This window comes from Mucilaginibacter paludis DSM 18603, from assembly GCF_000166195.2.
GTDB lineage: Bacteria > Bacteroidota > Bacteroidia > Sphingobacteriales > Sphingobacteriaceae > Mucilaginibacter > Mucilaginibacter paludis.
In genome coordinates this window covers 1,228,776-1,243,033 of sequence record NZ_CM001403.1, presented here as the reverse complement: position 1 = coordinate 1,243,033, position 14,258 = coordinate 1,228,776, and the positions used below count along the sequence as shown (strand labels likewise).

12 protein-coding genes are annotated in these 14,258 nt (G+C 42.9%); 4 read left to right on the top strand and 8 right to left on the bottom strand.

Features of this window, described 5'->3' with window-relative positions:
* Positions 1-21 precede the first annotated feature (21 nt).
* The 7 genes from MUCPA_RS05285 to MUCPA_RS05255 form a co-directional block, all read right to left on the bottom strand.
* The gene (locus MUCPA_RS05285; RefSeq protein WP_169316154.1) at positions 22-1,428 is read right to left on the bottom strand and encodes a RagB/SusD family nutrient uptake outer membrane protein; all 1,407 of its coding nucleotides are present in this window, start codon (positions 1,426-1,428) and stop codon (positions 22-24) included.
* 5 nt (positions 1,429-1,433) lie between these two features.
* Positions 1,434-5,645: a SusC/RagA family TonB-linked outer membrane protein gene (locus MUCPA_RS05280; RefSeq protein ID WP_083839305.1), complete on the bottom strand. Its 4,212-nt coding sequence runs from the start codon at positions 5,643-5,645 to the stop codon at positions 1,434-1,436.
* A 178-nt stretch (positions 5,646-5,823) separates the two neighbouring features.
* Positions 5,824-6,972, bottom strand: coding sequence for a FecR family protein (locus MUCPA_RS05275; protein ID WP_008504906.1), 1,149 nt, complete (start codon positions 6,970-6,972; stop codon positions 5,824-5,826).
* 248 nt (positions 6,973-7,220) lie between these two features.
* Positions 7,221-7,796, bottom strand: a complete 576-nt coding sequence (locus MUCPA_RS05270) for an RNA polymerase sigma factor (RefSeq protein ID WP_008504905.1) — start codon at positions 7,794-7,796, stop codon at positions 7,221-7,223.
* Positions 7,797-8,298: 502 nt separating this feature from the next.
* Positions 8,299-9,093 (bottom strand): molybdopterin-dependent oxidoreductase, encoded by a 795-nt coding sequence (locus tag MUCPA_RS05265; RefSeq protein ID WP_008504904.1) that lies wholly within the window; start codon positions 9,091-9,093, stop codon positions 8,299-8,301.
* Positions 9,074-9,781 (bottom strand): cytochrome b/b6 domain-containing protein, encoded by a 708-nt coding sequence (locus MUCPA_RS05260; RefSeq protein ID WP_040625730.1) that lies wholly within the window; start codon positions 9,779-9,781, stop codon positions 9,074-9,076. The genes MUCPA_RS05265 and MUCPA_RS05260 overlap by 20 nt, the downstream gene beginning before the upstream one ends.
* 81 nt (positions 9,782-9,862) lie before the next feature.
* Complete coding sequence (locus MUCPA_RS05255) at positions 9,863-10,657, bottom strand: DUF1223 domain-containing protein (RefSeq protein ID WP_008504901.1); 795 nt, start codon at positions 10,655-10,657, stop codon at positions 9,863-9,865.
* Positions 10,658-10,912: 255 nt separating this feature from the next.
* On the opposite strand from MUCPA_RS05255, the gene MUCPA_RS05250 reads away from it, so the two are divergent.
* The 4 genes from MUCPA_RS05250 to MUCPA_RS05235 all read left to right on the top strand — a co-directional run bounded on the left by MUCPA_RS05250 (position 10,913) and on the right by MUCPA_RS05235 (position 12,767).
* Positions 10,913-11,485, top strand: coding sequence for a sigma-70 family RNA polymerase sigma factor (locus tag MUCPA_RS05250; RefSeq protein ID WP_008504899.1), 573 nt, complete (start codon positions 10,913-10,915; stop codon positions 11,483-11,485).
* Between the two features lie 14 nt (positions 11,486-11,499).
* Positions 11,500-11,778: a hypothetical protein gene (locus MUCPA_RS05245; protein ID WP_008504897.1), complete on the top strand. Its 279-nt coding sequence runs from the start codon at positions 11,500-11,502 to the stop codon at positions 11,776-11,778.
* Between the two features lie 61 nt (positions 11,779-11,839).
* A complete protein-coding gene (locus MUCPA_RS05240) occupies positions 11,840-12,100 on the top strand; it encodes a hypothetical protein (protein ID WP_157543818.1) in 261 nt (86 codons plus the stop codon).
* 85 nt (positions 12,101-12,185) lie between these two features.
* Positions 12,186-12,767, top strand: a complete 582-nt coding sequence (locus MUCPA_RS05235; protein ID WP_157543817.1) for a peroxiredoxin-like family protein — start codon at positions 12,186-12,188, stop codon at positions 12,765-12,767.
* Between the two features lie 387 nt (positions 12,768-13,154).
* Here the strand turns inward: MUCPA_RS05235 and MUCPA_RS05230 are convergent, their stop codons facing one another.
* Positions 13,155-14,255, bottom strand: coding sequence for an alpha/beta hydrolase family protein (locus MUCPA_RS05230; protein WP_008504893.1), 1,101 nt, complete (start codon positions 14,253-14,255; stop codon positions 13,155-13,157).
* Positions 14,256-14,258: the final 3 nt, after the last annotated feature.

Sequence of the window (14,258 nt, the reverse complement as noted above, 5' to 3'; positions counted from 1 at the left end):
GAAGATTAAAAATTGTCCTCATTATCTGGGGTTTTGAACGATGTTAGGGTTAGCAGCTAAAACCGTTGGGCTGAATGGTACCAAGTATAGGCCTGAGCCCGCCGGAAGTGTGGCTATGACGGTACCGGCTGTATTCAAACGCGTAATATCCTTTTTTAAAGTAGCATCCTTGTTTAACCTTTTCAGATCGAACAAGCGAAGCCCGCCGTGGTAAAATAATTCACGTCTTCGTTCATCCAGCACATATCCTAATATGTTAGCCGCGGTATAGGTACGTTTCTCCGCCGCAAATGTCGAGGCGGATAACCGGGCTTTTCTAAGCGTGGATATCAGGGTGCCGGCAGCTGCAAAAGAGCCATTGCGGGCTAAACATTCGGCCTTAATCAGCATTACTTCGGGCACGCCAACGCTATTGTCAAAAAACATCGTATTCCCGCCCGAGACAGCGTATGTAGCAGGCGAAAACCTTGATGCGGACGAGAACTTTTTTGAATACCTCAGGTCGGAAGTGGTTAAGGTGGAAGTTAAAGTTGAACTCGGCATAATAGTCGCGGTATAAAAGGAGTAAAAGGCAAGGTCTGCAGTTACTCGCCCTAATAATATTTCCGGATTGGTTACCAGGTCAGGCAATTGAGAGGGGGCTAAATAACCGGTAGCACTATAACTCTGTAAGGTACTTTGCGTAGCCAAAACAGAATCCGCATAAGCCGCAGCGGAAGTATAATTGCCCTCGTATAGATAAGCCCGGGCTAATAATGCAAAGCCCGATGCCTTTCCGGGGTGGATAATATCGGTGCCTTTGCTTGTTAAATACGGGTTGTTAACGGCGGTCTTCAAATCGGCAATCACCTGGGCGTAAACCTCGGCTACGCTTGCCCTCGGTAATAAGGCGTAATTGTTTGCCGTAACTACAAGCGGCACACCCGGATCGGTAGCTGATGTAGTAGCATCGTAGGCGGCGCCATAGGCGTTCACCAATTGCAGGTAATACCATGCCCTGTTAATAAGAGCCTGGGAAATAACGATGCTTTTATTTTGCGGGGTATTGTAACTATCGGCGGGGGCCGAGTTTATCCGGTCTAAAATGATATTCATTTGCAATATCCTCGAATAAGTAGAATTATACATTACATCCGCATCAGCCGGGTTCCAGATGAGACTTTGCCATAAATACCCTCGCAGATAGTAATTGGTGGAGGCCGCTACCTGCGCGTCTGAAAGCAGGAGATCGTCGCTCATCACATCCAACATAAAGAAATGGCATTTGCTTAATGAATCGCTGTTCAGCATCTCCTGAAAATCTTTAACCGTAGTGGGGTTAATACTTGTAGAAGATGGCCCTATAGTTAGGAATTTTTTACAGGCCGATAGTGACCAGATGGCGCAAACGGCCAAAACAAAAAATAGTGATCTTTTATACATCGTCATATCGCTTAAAAATTTACACTTAAATTGCATGAATAGATTCTTGGCAAGGGGTTTCCTATTCTTCCATCAACGGCGACGGTTGCCGGGTCTATGTGGTACTTGTTTTTGGCCCAATAGGCGAGATTTTGTACCTGGAAAGTCATCACCAGGTAACTTAAGCCATATCTTTGAACGTATCTATTGGGTACGTTAAAGCCCACCATCACCTCCTGCAAGCGGATGTTATCGGCAGGTAATATACTATTGCTGGAATAGCGGGTAACAAACTCTCTGTAGCTGTTGGTACCTGATACGCTGATTTTTGGCACATCGGTAAATTTCTCGTCACCGGGCTTTTGCCATCTGTTTGCCACCAGGCTACTGGTTTCGGTATCGCTTCCGGGATAAGGAAGATAATACCGCATTACGTAGCCTAAGTTAAATGTAAGGGCCACGCGGGAAAAAAACTGGTGTACCCTGAATTCCTGTATGAAACCGCCGGTCCAAGGGGCTTTGGTAACACCTTGTTTCACTAATGCGCCTGCTATGGTAGCGCTGTCAAGGGTGGAAGTTATTTTTCCGTTCTTGTCATAGATCTGTGGGTCGCCGCTTGAGTTAAGGCCGGCCCATTTGGGGGCCCAAATATTACTGATATCGTAACCATCCCTTACCGCTACGGTATACTCCCGGGTGGCAGTAAACTTTGTAACCGGTACACTTTTTGCAATATTGCTATTACGTGCGCCATTTAAGGTTATACTATAACTAAAATTGCTGTTTTTAATCAGTCCTGCATTCATAAAAAATTCCACCCCCCTGTTGGTGATGCTGCTATAGCTCACCTGGCTAGAAAGGCCCGTGCTTGGATCGGTTAAAACATTGAGGTTATTGTTTAAGCCGCCGGATGTTTGATCATAGTATCTCAGATCTAAACTGTATTTATTATTGAGAATGCCAATTTTACCATGAGCTTCAAAAGTTCTGTTAGCCGATGGAAGCACGGTAAAATCACTGTTGATAGCCTGGCTGTAAGCGCCATTGGTTGCAATGTTTGTACTCTGCATCAGTGCAAGCCCCTGGTATGGGCTTATTTCCTGTAAAGTCGCGTTAAGTTGCAGGTCGCTTATGATATTCGAACTGAAAAAGCTTTCCCGGCCGATGTTGTAGTTAAAGGAACCGTTGTATTGAGGCCCCCCTTCCGGTGATTTGTCATAAGTAAGTTGGAAATTCAATAACTTTTTTCTCAAAAATACAGTAACCCCTGTGCTGATATAGTTTGATGTTGTAGTGGTGTTGGCGGCAGCAGCATTAGAGTTTGTGGATGTCAGATCGCCTTTATTTTTTTGCGTGTTAAATGCTCCGTATGCAACAACAGAGCTATCGGCAAAACTCAGGGTTAATTTTTCGTATAAATTTTTTGAGCTTTGCCCTTGTTGCTGTGTAGGCGTGGCACCGTTAACCCAAATGGTGTAGTTATTCCAGTAGGTTTGCAGATACCTGGTGTTGCTATACTGCGCAGGCAGGTCCGGCAATAGGATGCCTTTAGTGCCTACAGATAACAAAACATCTTTTAAAAATCCGTTCCAGTTTTTAACTACACGCCCTGTAACATCACCTTGATAGGTTGACTGTACAGAATAAATAGTAGCTTGCCCGTAAAGCGGGGTTAAACTGGCTATATACGAGCCTGTAGCCAGTATCCTGTCTGAAAACTGATAACCAACCGTGGCATTGCCGTTCAGGTTACGGGTTAAGGTGGTATCGCCTCCCTGAGGCTGTGTTAAATTATATGGGTACGCTGTGGCTGAAGCGCCCGTAAAGAGTGAATAGAAATTGTTGATAGAACTTTGTGTTGAAGGGGTTGTTGGTAAGTAAACAGGTGTGCTGGTATTTGTATTTGAATTATAACCGTACAATGTCACGGTAGAAGGGCTACTGGTGGAAACACTGGAAGCCGCACCCCCTAAACCGATATTAAAAATATGTTTGCCTATGGACTTTGAGTAGGATAAACCCGACCTTACGTTCCAGTTATTATAAACAGCCTTGTTTGAATTCAGAATATCCCCGTAAGGAAGATAGAAATTAACGCCGTTAGTACCTATTTGTCCATATTTATCTACCAATTGCCTTGTATAGCTTGATTCTGCGGCGTATAGGTTTCTGGCATCATTATCTCTGTGGGTATAAACTACAGATGAGGCCCATGTTAAGCCAGGTAACAAATTCCAGTTCATATTGAAATTTGATTGCTTGTTTATTACCTTGGTGGAAATATCATTGATCCTTGCGTCTTGCAGCAGGTTTACACCATAATTTTTATACCCGCGGGATTCAATCAGTTGATTTCCGGCGTTCGATAGCTGGGTGTAGTCATAAACGTAATTTCCTTGCCCGTCCAAGAGCATCTGGTAAGGATCTAATCCCACATTAGTTGGATTAAATGAATACCCGGATTTTGTTTTCGCATCGGAGTAATTGATGAGCCATCGGATACGGAGTTTGTTTTTTAGCAGATTGAAGGCATTATTGAGGTTAAAGGAATAGGTGCGGTTGTTGCCGCCCACATCATTACCCTGCCCACCCACATAGCTGCCGGTGGCGGTAAATTTATAGGCTTGAGTACCCCCGCTTACCGTTAAGTTGTGGGTTTGGCTCCAAGAATCTTGTTGAAGCATATTCAGTTGGCTGTCGTTATTTAACCTCGACAGGGAATCCCATTTGCTGTTAAATTGGGCCGTACTAATTTTGCCCAGACTTTTTTGAGCAAGCAGCTGTTTTGCCGGCGAAAGGCCAAACTGCGTGTTACCATAGCCGTTGCTTAAATTTAAAACAGAATCAATATCCTTGAGGTAATTTAAATAAGTGCGTGTATCGGCTAATTTTAACTTTTCCCTATCAAATTTGGCTGCAGGCGAATAATAAAAGCTGGCTGAATAATTGAACTGCAATTTTCCGGGCTTGGCCGATTTTGACTTGATCAGGATAGCACCGCCGGCGGCCTTTGGGCCCCATTTAATTAACTCTTTAGGATCCTTAATCACTTCGATAGATTCAACATTGGTCATGGGATAATTAGCAGGAAAACCATCCTGAGGGAAACCATCGATAACCACAAGCATATTGGAGGTACCACTTCCAAAATTGTTCGCACCCCTTATCTCGGGTACCAAGGCGTTAGTAACCGTGGTGGTGGTATTGATATGGTAAATATTACTGATAGATGTTGGCACATTAGTGCCATTTAACAGGATATTAATAATATTCTGCGCCTTTGTAGCATTCCCAATAAATGTATAAAAATCTTCCACCGAAAAACGTCTGAACGCGAGAACCGGGGTATTGCCATCCCGGTATACATAGGCATCTACACTGGTAACCGTTTTACTGCTGGAGTTAACCACTTGTAAACTTAAACCGGGGATAGTACCCTGCAATACCTGCGACAGGTTCATGTAACTCCGGTTTTCCAGGTCAACAAATTTGGTAGGGTTCTCTTTTACCTCATTTGATAAGATTTTTACTTCAGACAAGTCGATAGTTTTATCTTTCCCTTTCTCCATCATGATATCCAAAAAGGTAGTATCCGAATAGCCCACAGTTTTTTTGGCAAAGCCGGCGGCGGATACGGTGATAAAGCCAGAACGTCCACCTTGAATTTTAAACCCTCCGTTGGCGTCGGAAATGGTTACCTTACCCAGCGCGGGTTCCCTTATCGTTACATCTTTTAACGGTAATTGGTTTTCATCTATCAGCCTCCCCCTGATCAGTATCCCCGCTTTTTTCTGCGTTGAGTCTGTAGTGGCACCATGAGCGGCCTTTTTTATAGCGATAGTTTTGTCAAATATTTGGTATTCAAGGTTGTATCCTTTTAGGATGCTGATTAACGCCTGTTCTAACGGGATGGCTTTCAGGTCAACCGAAACATTATTGATGCTTGCTATTTCGCCCTTTTTATAGAAAAAAACATACTTGCACTGGGTTTCGATATTCTTAAGCACACTCTCCAGGGATGCGTGGTTCTTTTTTAAAGTAATGTTTTGTGCATAAGCGCCAAAGGTGAAGCTAAACAATATCAAAAACAGTATAAGGCCTGTTTTCGAGAGGGTTCCGTTTGTTTTATTTTGATGATCAGAGCCTGCTTTAAACCAACTTGCGGACGTTTTGTTTAGGCTGAAATTGGCAAAAAACGGCATTATTCGTCTCTTTTTATCGAGACGATGTAGATAAATTTTCATTAACTTTGTTTTGTTTAGAGCGTGATTAGATATTACTACTACTTTTCATTTTAGCAGCTAAACAGTAAGATATGCCGGGATGTGCGTCAACACGTTCCGGCTTTTTTGTTTAGCGCTTTCGCGTTGGGTGCTACCTGTCGTGTATTTATTTTTCCATATACTTTATTTGGGTTTTCAATTAGTTTACAATTAATTTGAGTTGGTCGTTTTTATCTTTAAAAGCCTGTACATTAATATCTGCATAGCTTAGCAGTTTTACAAGGCGTGCCATGCTGATGTTTTTGGGTATTTTACCCGCATATTTTACCGGCTTATTTCCCAATTTGTAGTCAACCTCAATGCCATACCATTGGCCTATTTCGCGGATAACCTCTTCGGTATTGCTGCCGTCGAAAACAAAAAAGCCGTCTTTCCAGGCAATTACCTGCTGCGCGTCTATTTCCTCACTTGCAATATCACTATCGCTTAATATGGCTTGCTGGTCTGGTTTGATGATCAATGGCTTGATGGCCTTGTTTTTCGGAGTGATGCGTACCGAGCCTTCTGCAAGGGTTGTTTTAACCAGTGGGGCATCCGCGTAAGCTTTAACATTGAACTTGGTACCCAGCACCTGGATGGATTGTTTGTCAGTTTTTACAATAAACTTACTGTGTTTTAAGGTTTTGGTTACCTCAAAATAAGCTTCGCCGCTTAGCTGCACCACACGGTCGCCGGTTCCGAACTGCCCGGGGAAAGATAATCGTGATTTTGCGTTTAAAAATACTTTGGTACCGTCGGATAATTCAATACTATATTGCGTACCCTTTGGCGTTTGCACCGTACTCATCACGTTTTCTGCCGATTTTTGCATATCAGCTTTATATAATAAATGGCCCGTGCTATCCTTTTGTACAATGGCGTTGCCAATGGTAACTGATTTGCCAGCGCTCAAAGTATCCGGGTCAACAGTTTTGCCGGTAGAAAGGGTGATGATTACCTTATTAGATACCGGGACAATTTTTTCCAGTTCGGCCAGTTGAACTGGAACCATTTTTTCGCTGCCGCGGAAATATTTAATAGTAAAATAGCCAACTATTATCACCATGGCTACAGCGGCTACCCGGTACCAAAGCGGCCTTACTGTGGCCTGCCTAACAGACATCCCGCCTATTTCGGCAGCCAGCCTTTCCCTGTTTCTGCGGTAAGACCGGGCAATGGATTTTTTTTCAATGGATTTACCTTCCGACAACTCATCATACCATTGGTAAAGTGCCCGCCTGTCTTCGCCCGTTTCTTCCCGGCGAAGGTATTTTGAAATTAATTTAAGGATGTTGTTATCTAAACTCATGAATAAACTTAATGCGGCTCCTATTGTGGCCCATATAATAACAAGTGTGTAAAAACGGCCGTAGCACCTACTCTAATTTTACTTTTTTTTAATATAAATTTAAAATAGCGCTATTTATTGCCTTTAGATACCAAAAATGAGGGTTTTGGTATGTTAGAATAACGAAAATAATGCTGATAAATGATTGGAATTTGTCTCTAAGCCGCGGATTTTTGATCGTTCTGAGAAAAAAAAACAAAAAAAGATGGTTATAAAAACAAAGAAAACAGGTAGTAAGCGTCTTTAGTTACTATCCTGATCCGTTTTAATGCTTTGTGGATCTGATTTTCTACCGTTGATTCGGAAATTTGCATGTACTCCGCTATTTCCCGGTTGCTTTTATACTCTTCCCGGCTTAGTTTGAATATCTGCCTGCATTTTTCGGGGAGACTTTCTATTTCTTTATTCACCATATCCAGCAGGTACCTGTAGTATAGCCGGTCTTCCAATGGCTGTTCATCAGAGCGGATGTCCAGATCGGCCAGGTTGTTATGGCGGACGGACATAGACGATTTTTTGAGATGTTCAAAAATAAGGTAACGGCTTGAAGTATAAAGATAGGCCGGGAGCGACTCGATCTCCTGTATTCGCTCACGGCTTCTCCACAAGCTCAAAAACAGGTCGTGCAGGATATCTTCGGCAACCGACTCATCGTTCACCTTTAAAATAACATGTTGAAGTAATGAGGGATAAAAAAGGTGATATAATTCCGAGAAAGCACCTTGATCCCCATTAGCCACACCAGCTAATAAATTGGAGTACCCGTCCTTCTCAAATTTCTTCATCCTAAAAAATACTTACAGAAAACAATCATGATATACCATCAGCCCGGTGGGCTACTTGAGAATAAACGTTATGTGGGTAAGTTTAATATCTCAATGTTTTAAGATATAAAATGATCTCTGCTGCTAATAAGCAAATATATCATTATTCCGGATAATCCGAAACAGGGCGTAGGCAGGATAGGGAAATCAATTTTAAGATTTTAACGTGTGGTTATTTTACTCATGAACTCATCATCTCTGGAAGTTCTTCATATTTTCATAGGTTTGCTATATTTTGATTCTTTTATTTTTCGATCATAGCAAGGCAGGTATGGCGGTGATCTCGTTGCTTTTTTCTGCAACTGTCCGTTGTCCCAGTCAAAGCTTGTTCCCGCAAGAATAGCCGAGATAACATACAGCGCCCGTTTTTCTGTTTTATTGTTTGATCCAAAAGTGTTTTACCAATGAGTGTCGTACAATTAATTAATTCGTAATTGATACTGCCTTCTGCTTTTAGCTACGATTACAACCCAGAGTAATAATCGTAGCCCTGCTCGGCCCAGTAATCGGGCGGGCGATTATCACTAAAAGTCATGGTACCTATGCGTTTCAGGTTTTTGATGCCATATTTAACCGGGATAATAAGCCTTAAAGGTGCGCCGTGCTGGGGCGGCAGCGGTTGTTCATTTACCTCATAAGCCAGCAAGGTTTGCGGGTGCATGGCGCTTGGCATATCAATACCTACATAATATTGTTTATCGGGCGTTGCCAGGCCTACATACTGTAATTTTACCTGGTCGTCTAATTTAAAATGGCTTATAAAATCGCTGAATTTTACGCCGCCCCAATGCGATATCTGGTCCCAGCCCTCTACGCATTTAAAATCATAAACAATATCTGTTTTTGGCAGGGCTTTAATATCATCAATCGAGATGCTCAATAGCTCACCCGAGTGTTTTTTTACCTGCAACCGCCAAGTCGCCGCCTCTATTGTTCCTTCGTTGCCTATATCCTCATTGTGGCGTACATTTTTTGCGGCCAGTTCTTTGGGGTAAGTTTTAACCAGGTTATTATTGCTGAATACCCTGCGGAAGGCAAGCTCGGTTTTGTTTAAAGCCCGGCGCAATGGTGCGCGTGCGCCTGCGGTTACAGTTGCCGTTTCCCCGGGAGAATTATAAAGCCATCTCCATCCACTATATGCAGCCCCGGCGGCTATAAAAAAGGTACCAAATGATATGAAATTACGGCGGCTGATTTTTTGCTCAACTGTAAGCAGTTTTTGGGCGGCTTTATTTTTTTTATTGAACGGGTTTTTCATCGGTATTGTGGGTTGGGGTAATGGGTTCAGGATCTTTTACTTTGATCACTTCGAAGCCGGATATTACTGAACGGAAATTATTCCAGCCGGCAAGTATCACCTGTGTAATATGGATCAGGAAGAAAAATACATAGCCAATAGTTAATGCAAAATGAAGTATGCGTGCAAAATGATAACCGCCGCATAACCATGTTAAATAATTAAACTGCACCGGTTTGTAAATAGCCAACCCGGTTATCAACGAGCCAAAACCCATTACAATAATTGAGGTGTAGGCAATGCGCTGGGCCGCGTTGTATTTATTTTGCGGCGGCGCCATTTTACGGATATGCAGATCATGCAGCAGCACCAGCCAGGCTTGTTTAAACGAGTTTTTTTGCGGCACCAGTTCGCGCCACCCGCCCGATATGATGGTGTACAATACATAAGCCAGGCCGTTAAGCGCAAAAGCCCACATAAACAGGAAATGAAAGGCCATTCCCTCAGATAACCGGTGCGTTATGTTAAAGGCATTGTAAAATCCCTGCGGAAAAAAACTAAAAAAAGTATGCCCGAACAGGGTGATGCTATACTCGTCATTGGCCCAGTAAATAAGCATCCCGCTCCATATCATAATTGTAAGGATGGGGAAATTTACCCAGTGCGTCCAGCGCATGGCCAGCGGGTGTTTTTCTTTTATTATTTTCACTTAGTGTGGTGTTTAATTTACAAAATCCCTGCAATGGGCCAATTATCCACTTACAGGCTATCAACAGAAAACCGCTGTTGGCTATTTACTGGCGCCCATATCAAAGCCTGATTTTGCCGCAGCCAATATGGCGCCGTTGCTGGTGTTTTGTACAAAGCCAATAACTTCGTAACCGGCAGCGTTAAAGCCATTGGGCAAAGCAATATTTGCTGTGCCGGTGCCACCGGTGTTTAATGGCACGCTTTGTAAGTTACGCACTATTTGTACGTGCGATAGTGTGCGGCCGCCGTTTTCGCCATGCTGCACTTTGGTTTGCCCGTTTTTTTGCACCAGGGCCAATAGTAACACGGCATTTTTGCCGGCACCTTCGGCCTTGTACTGTACGGTAATATGGCCTGTGCTGTTCTGCGCGTTAAGGGTTAGCCCGCCCGCCGGCGTAGCGCGTAAGCCGGCCGTAATAGCGTTACGCAAAGTGCCTTCTTCCGATCCTACAAATTCCTTGTGCCCGTTAACTACTATCTGTGGTGTATAAACCGATTGCAGGTTTAGCCATGTTGTATATTGGCTTTGGCGTTTAGAGTAATCGGCACTGCTAAAAGGGTCTTTCCAGCCCAGTCGGTTCCAGTAATCAACGTGGAAAGCCAGAATGTACACCGGTTTATCGGCATCTTCTTTCTGTACCCGCGCCACCAGCTCATCAGCCGGCGGGCAGCTGGAACAACCCTCGGATGTAAACAGCTCAATTACTGCAAATCCGTTACCTGTACTTTTGCGGTAATTCTTGTTTGCCGAACTACCCGGCATAGTAAATGCTGATATCGCCCAAACCGCTACTGTAAGGCCTACAGCAACGGCCAATATTTTAAATCGTCTCATAGTTTTTATCAGTTTGATATACGTTTTTATGGCTTAGTCGGCTTGTTTTGGATATCCTTACAAAAAATATTTTTTTATTTGGCAGGCCCGACAGCCGGTAAATAAATATGTAATTAAAATATAATCAATAGGATATATGTAAATTTAAGCAATTGTAAACCGGTTTTGGGCAAGTGAAAAAAGCGATATTCTATTGTAAGGATTGAGAAGTATTGACGACTAATGGAATAATGATTTTATGAAAAGACTTATTTAATGGCAGCTGATAAGCAATTTTTAAATCCCAGGCTTTGGGTTGAAACCCATGCTGAGTATCTGTATGGCTACACGCTGTCACGATTGAACGACGAAGAACTGGCTAAAGACCTTGTGCAGGAAACTTTTTTGGCGGCTTTACGAAGCGCCGGTAAGTTTGAAGGTAAAAGCTCCGAACGTACATGGCTAACAGCTATCCTTAAAAATAAAATCGTTGATGTTTACCGAAAAAAATCATCGGGCTTAAAAAACACCGATGTTAAACAGGCAGAAGAGGAGCAGGAGAATTTTTTTGATGAAGACAACGGGCATTGGAACAAAGCCTACCAGCCTAAGCCTTTTGGTATTGAAGACCACGACCCGCTGGCAGGCAAGGAGTTTAACAGCATATTACAAAAGTGCATGCAAAAACTGCCCGCGCTTTGGATGGCCGTTTTCACCATGAAACATATTGATGATGCCACTGCGGATATGATTTGCAGTGAGCTTAAAGTTACACAGGCCAACTTTTGGGTAATTATTCACAGGGCCAAGCTTAACCTGCGTGCCTGCCTGCAAAAAAACTGGGTTTAAAAAAAATGAGCAACATGAGTCCACTAAAACATATTATATACAATTGCAGGCAGGCTACATTTTTGATTGAAAAAAAACAATACAAAAAATTAAGCTTCCGCGAATTTATCGAACTGCGTATCCACCTGGCGGGATGCTCGGTTTGTGTATTGTATAACAAGCAAAGCCGTGTTATTAATCAAATGGTACAGCAACTTTTTCATGATTCGATGAAAAACGAAGGAGCGCATCTTGACGAGGGTTTTAAAAATGAACTGCAACAACGCATTGATAAGGAATTAGATAAAAATTAAAATATTTTGTAAGGCATCATTAAGCCGCCCGACTAAGGTTGAAATGTTAGAAAAAAACAATATGAAAACTAAAAACCAAAGTATGAAAACAATTATTTCAGGCGCATTGGCAGCAACGGTACTTGCACTATGTTTAACCTTTAATGTGCAGGCTAAATCATTAACGCCGACAAATTTAAAAGTATCAGTTACCGCAGTAAGCGATACAGGCAAAATGGCTAAGGGCAAAATGAAAATGGCTAAAATGGAAAAGAAAAAAATGGCCAAAATGGAAAAAGGGAAGATGGGTAAAATGAAAAAAGAGACATCAGGTAAAATGTAACCTGGTTTTGGTTTGTTAATCATTTAGAGGGAGGTGATGCTCCCTCTTCTTTTTTAATTCTATTGTATAAATCTTAATGAGTTCAATGATGAAAAAATACGTTTTAATTTTAGTGCTTACTTTTACAGGCTTACAGCTTTGGGCGCAAACAGGGCTTAAAAAAGGGGATGATGCACCCGTTTTTAGTGCTACCGATAATGCAGGTAAGGCCGTTGATTTGAAAGCTTTATTAAAGGCTCATCAATCTGTGTTGTTGTTTTTTTACCGTGGCGAGTGGTGCCCTTACTGCAATAAACACATTGCCCAATTGCAGGACTCGTTGCAACTGTTGATTGCAAAGGGAGTTTACGTAATTGCGGTAACTCCCGAAACTAAGCAAGGCATTGATAAAACTATCCGGAAAACACATGCTTCATTTTCAATAGTGCAGGATAAAGGGTATTTTATTATGAAAAGTTACAAGGTTAATTATGTACTTGATGATGCTACGGTAGCTAAATACAAGGGCTTCGGCCTTGATTTGAACGTAAGCAATGGTAATACCGACCACGTATTGCCGGTGCCTGCTACTTACTTAATTAACCCATCAGGAAAAATTGCGTTTGTACATTTTAACAAGGATTACACCAGGCGCGCATCAGTAAGCGATATGATGCGGGCTTTGTAATGGCAACTCGATGGATCGCCCGGCTATGAATGAACGTGACTAAAACGATAGGGAATCGCACCGTTCTTTGCTTGTTTTTTATATCTTATTGATAATGAGTTGTTTTTTATGGATTTCTATTTCGGGAGTGGGCGGGCTTGCCGTTGCGGCTTCACGGGGGCTCCCGCCAGGAGCTCTGCAACCCTGCATGAAACTGTTAACTCAATAGCATCCGTCCTGCTCTCGGGTGGAGTAACGGTGCGCGCGCGACGCTTTTTAGCAGTTCTGTTTCATCAAAAAAGAAACAGAATTTTGCAGGTCGATTGATCAAATTGCCCATACGATTTGCTTCCTACCTCAAATCCCGCCAGGCTGAAGAATATTGAAAAGCATTTAAGGCAGATCAGTTTAATCGATCTGCCTATGTATCCACTCGTTAATAATTGCCAGGGCGTCAGTATCAAAAACTTCGTTCAATTGGGCGTATTCCTGGTTGGTGCAGGTTTTGCAATGCTGAAACAAATGGTTTATACCGGGTAATACTACCGTTTTAACATTTTTATTGCCGCCCATGGCCGGGTATTTTTTCCAGTTGGCCAGGTTTTCATTACAGGCTACCATCAAATCCTTATCCCCGTTAAGGGCTAATATGGGTACCTTAACCCTGGGCAGATAATTTGCAGGGTCGTACTTAATAAAATACCGGTACCATGCGCCAGTTGCCGTTTTGGTATAGCTGTAAATAGGAAAACGGAAATGATCAAACTGAACGTTGAGGGTTTTAAAATACGCGTCGTCTTTGATTTTCCAGGCGGCATAAGTTTGCGTTATCTTTTGCTCCAGGTTGGGCGAGTTGGCATAAGTGTAAACGGTATCAAACATCATATTGTTAATTTCGTTCGATCGTTTTTTATCATAATCCATGAGTTTCGAATTGGCCACCAAATCTGCATTTTGTTTTCTTAGTGCCTCTAAGCCGCTGGTTGCCAGCCCGGCTATACTTACCAGGAACGCCACATCATGGTTGTTTGCGGCTGCTATAGCAATAACGGCTCCTCCTTCGCTGTGGCCCAGCAGGCCAATTTTTTCAGGATTAATCTCTTTCCTGGTTTTAAGATAGCTGATGGCTGTTAACACATCAGCGGCAAAATCGGCTGTGGTTGATGTTTCATATACCCCTGTTGTTTTACCGGTTCCGCGGTCGTCAACCCTTAATACTGCAATGCCATTACGGGTAAGATAATCGGCAATGGCGGCAAAAACAGCGTGCCCGGCCATGTGGCCATCCCTATCTTGCTTGCCCGTGCCCGATACGATGATTACCGCCGCGCATGGTTTTTTAATAGCGGGCAGGGTTAAGGTAGCGCCAAAGCTGATGGATGCATCGCTGTTGGTATAGGTGATGCTATCTTGTTGGTAGGGTGGTTTGGATACGGTGCCCTGTGCACGCACATTACCGATAGCCAGGCTTATCAGCCCGGTTATCAGTATGGTTAGTTTTGTTTTCATATC

Bases quoted from the DNA above. Each gene is read 5' to 3' on its own strand.
- MUCPA_RS05245 (WP_008504897.1), top strand. From the start codon at position 11,500: ATGAGTCCACTAAAACATATTATATACAATTGCAGGCAGGCTACATTT.
- MUCPA_RS05230 (WP_008504893.1), bottom strand. From the start codon at position 14,255: ATGAAAACAAAACTAACCATACTGATAACCGGGCTGATAAGCCTGGCT.
- MUCPA_RS05275 (WP_008504906.1), bottom strand. From the start codon at position 6,972: ATGAGTTTAGATAACAACATCCTTAAATTAATTTCAAAATACCTTCGC.
- MUCPA_RS05265 (WP_008504904.1), bottom strand. From the start codon at position 9,093: ATGAAAAACCCGTTCAATAAAAAAAATAAAGCCGCCCAAAAACTGCTT.
- MUCPA_RS05255 (WP_008504901.1), bottom strand. From the start codon at position 10,657: ATGAGACGATTTAAAATATTGGCCGTTGCTGTAGGCCTTACAGTAGCG.
- MUCPA_RS05270 (WP_008504905.1), bottom strand. From the start codon at position 7,796: ATGAAGAAATTTGAGAAGGACGGGTACTCCAATTTATTAGCTGGTGTG.
- MUCPA_RS05235 (WP_157543817.1), top strand. From the start codon at position 12,186: ATGATGAAAAAATACGTTTTAATTTTAGTGCTTACTTTTACAGGCTTA.
- MUCPA_RS05285 (WP_169316154.1), bottom strand. From the start codon at position 1,428: ATGACGATGTATAAAAGATCACTATTTTTTGTTTTGGCCGTTTGCGCC.
- MUCPA_RS05240 (WP_157543818.1), top strand. From the start codon at position 11,840: ATGAAAACTAAAAACCAAAGTATGAAAACAATTATTTCAGGCGCATTG.
- MUCPA_RS05280 (WP_083839305.1), bottom strand. From the start codon at position 5,645: ATGAAAATTTATCTACATCGTCTCGATAAAAAGAGACGAATAATGCCG.
- MUCPA_RS05250 (WP_008504899.1), top strand. From the start codon at position 10,913: ATGGCAGCTGATAAGCAATTTTTAAATCCCAGGCTTTGGGTTGAAACC.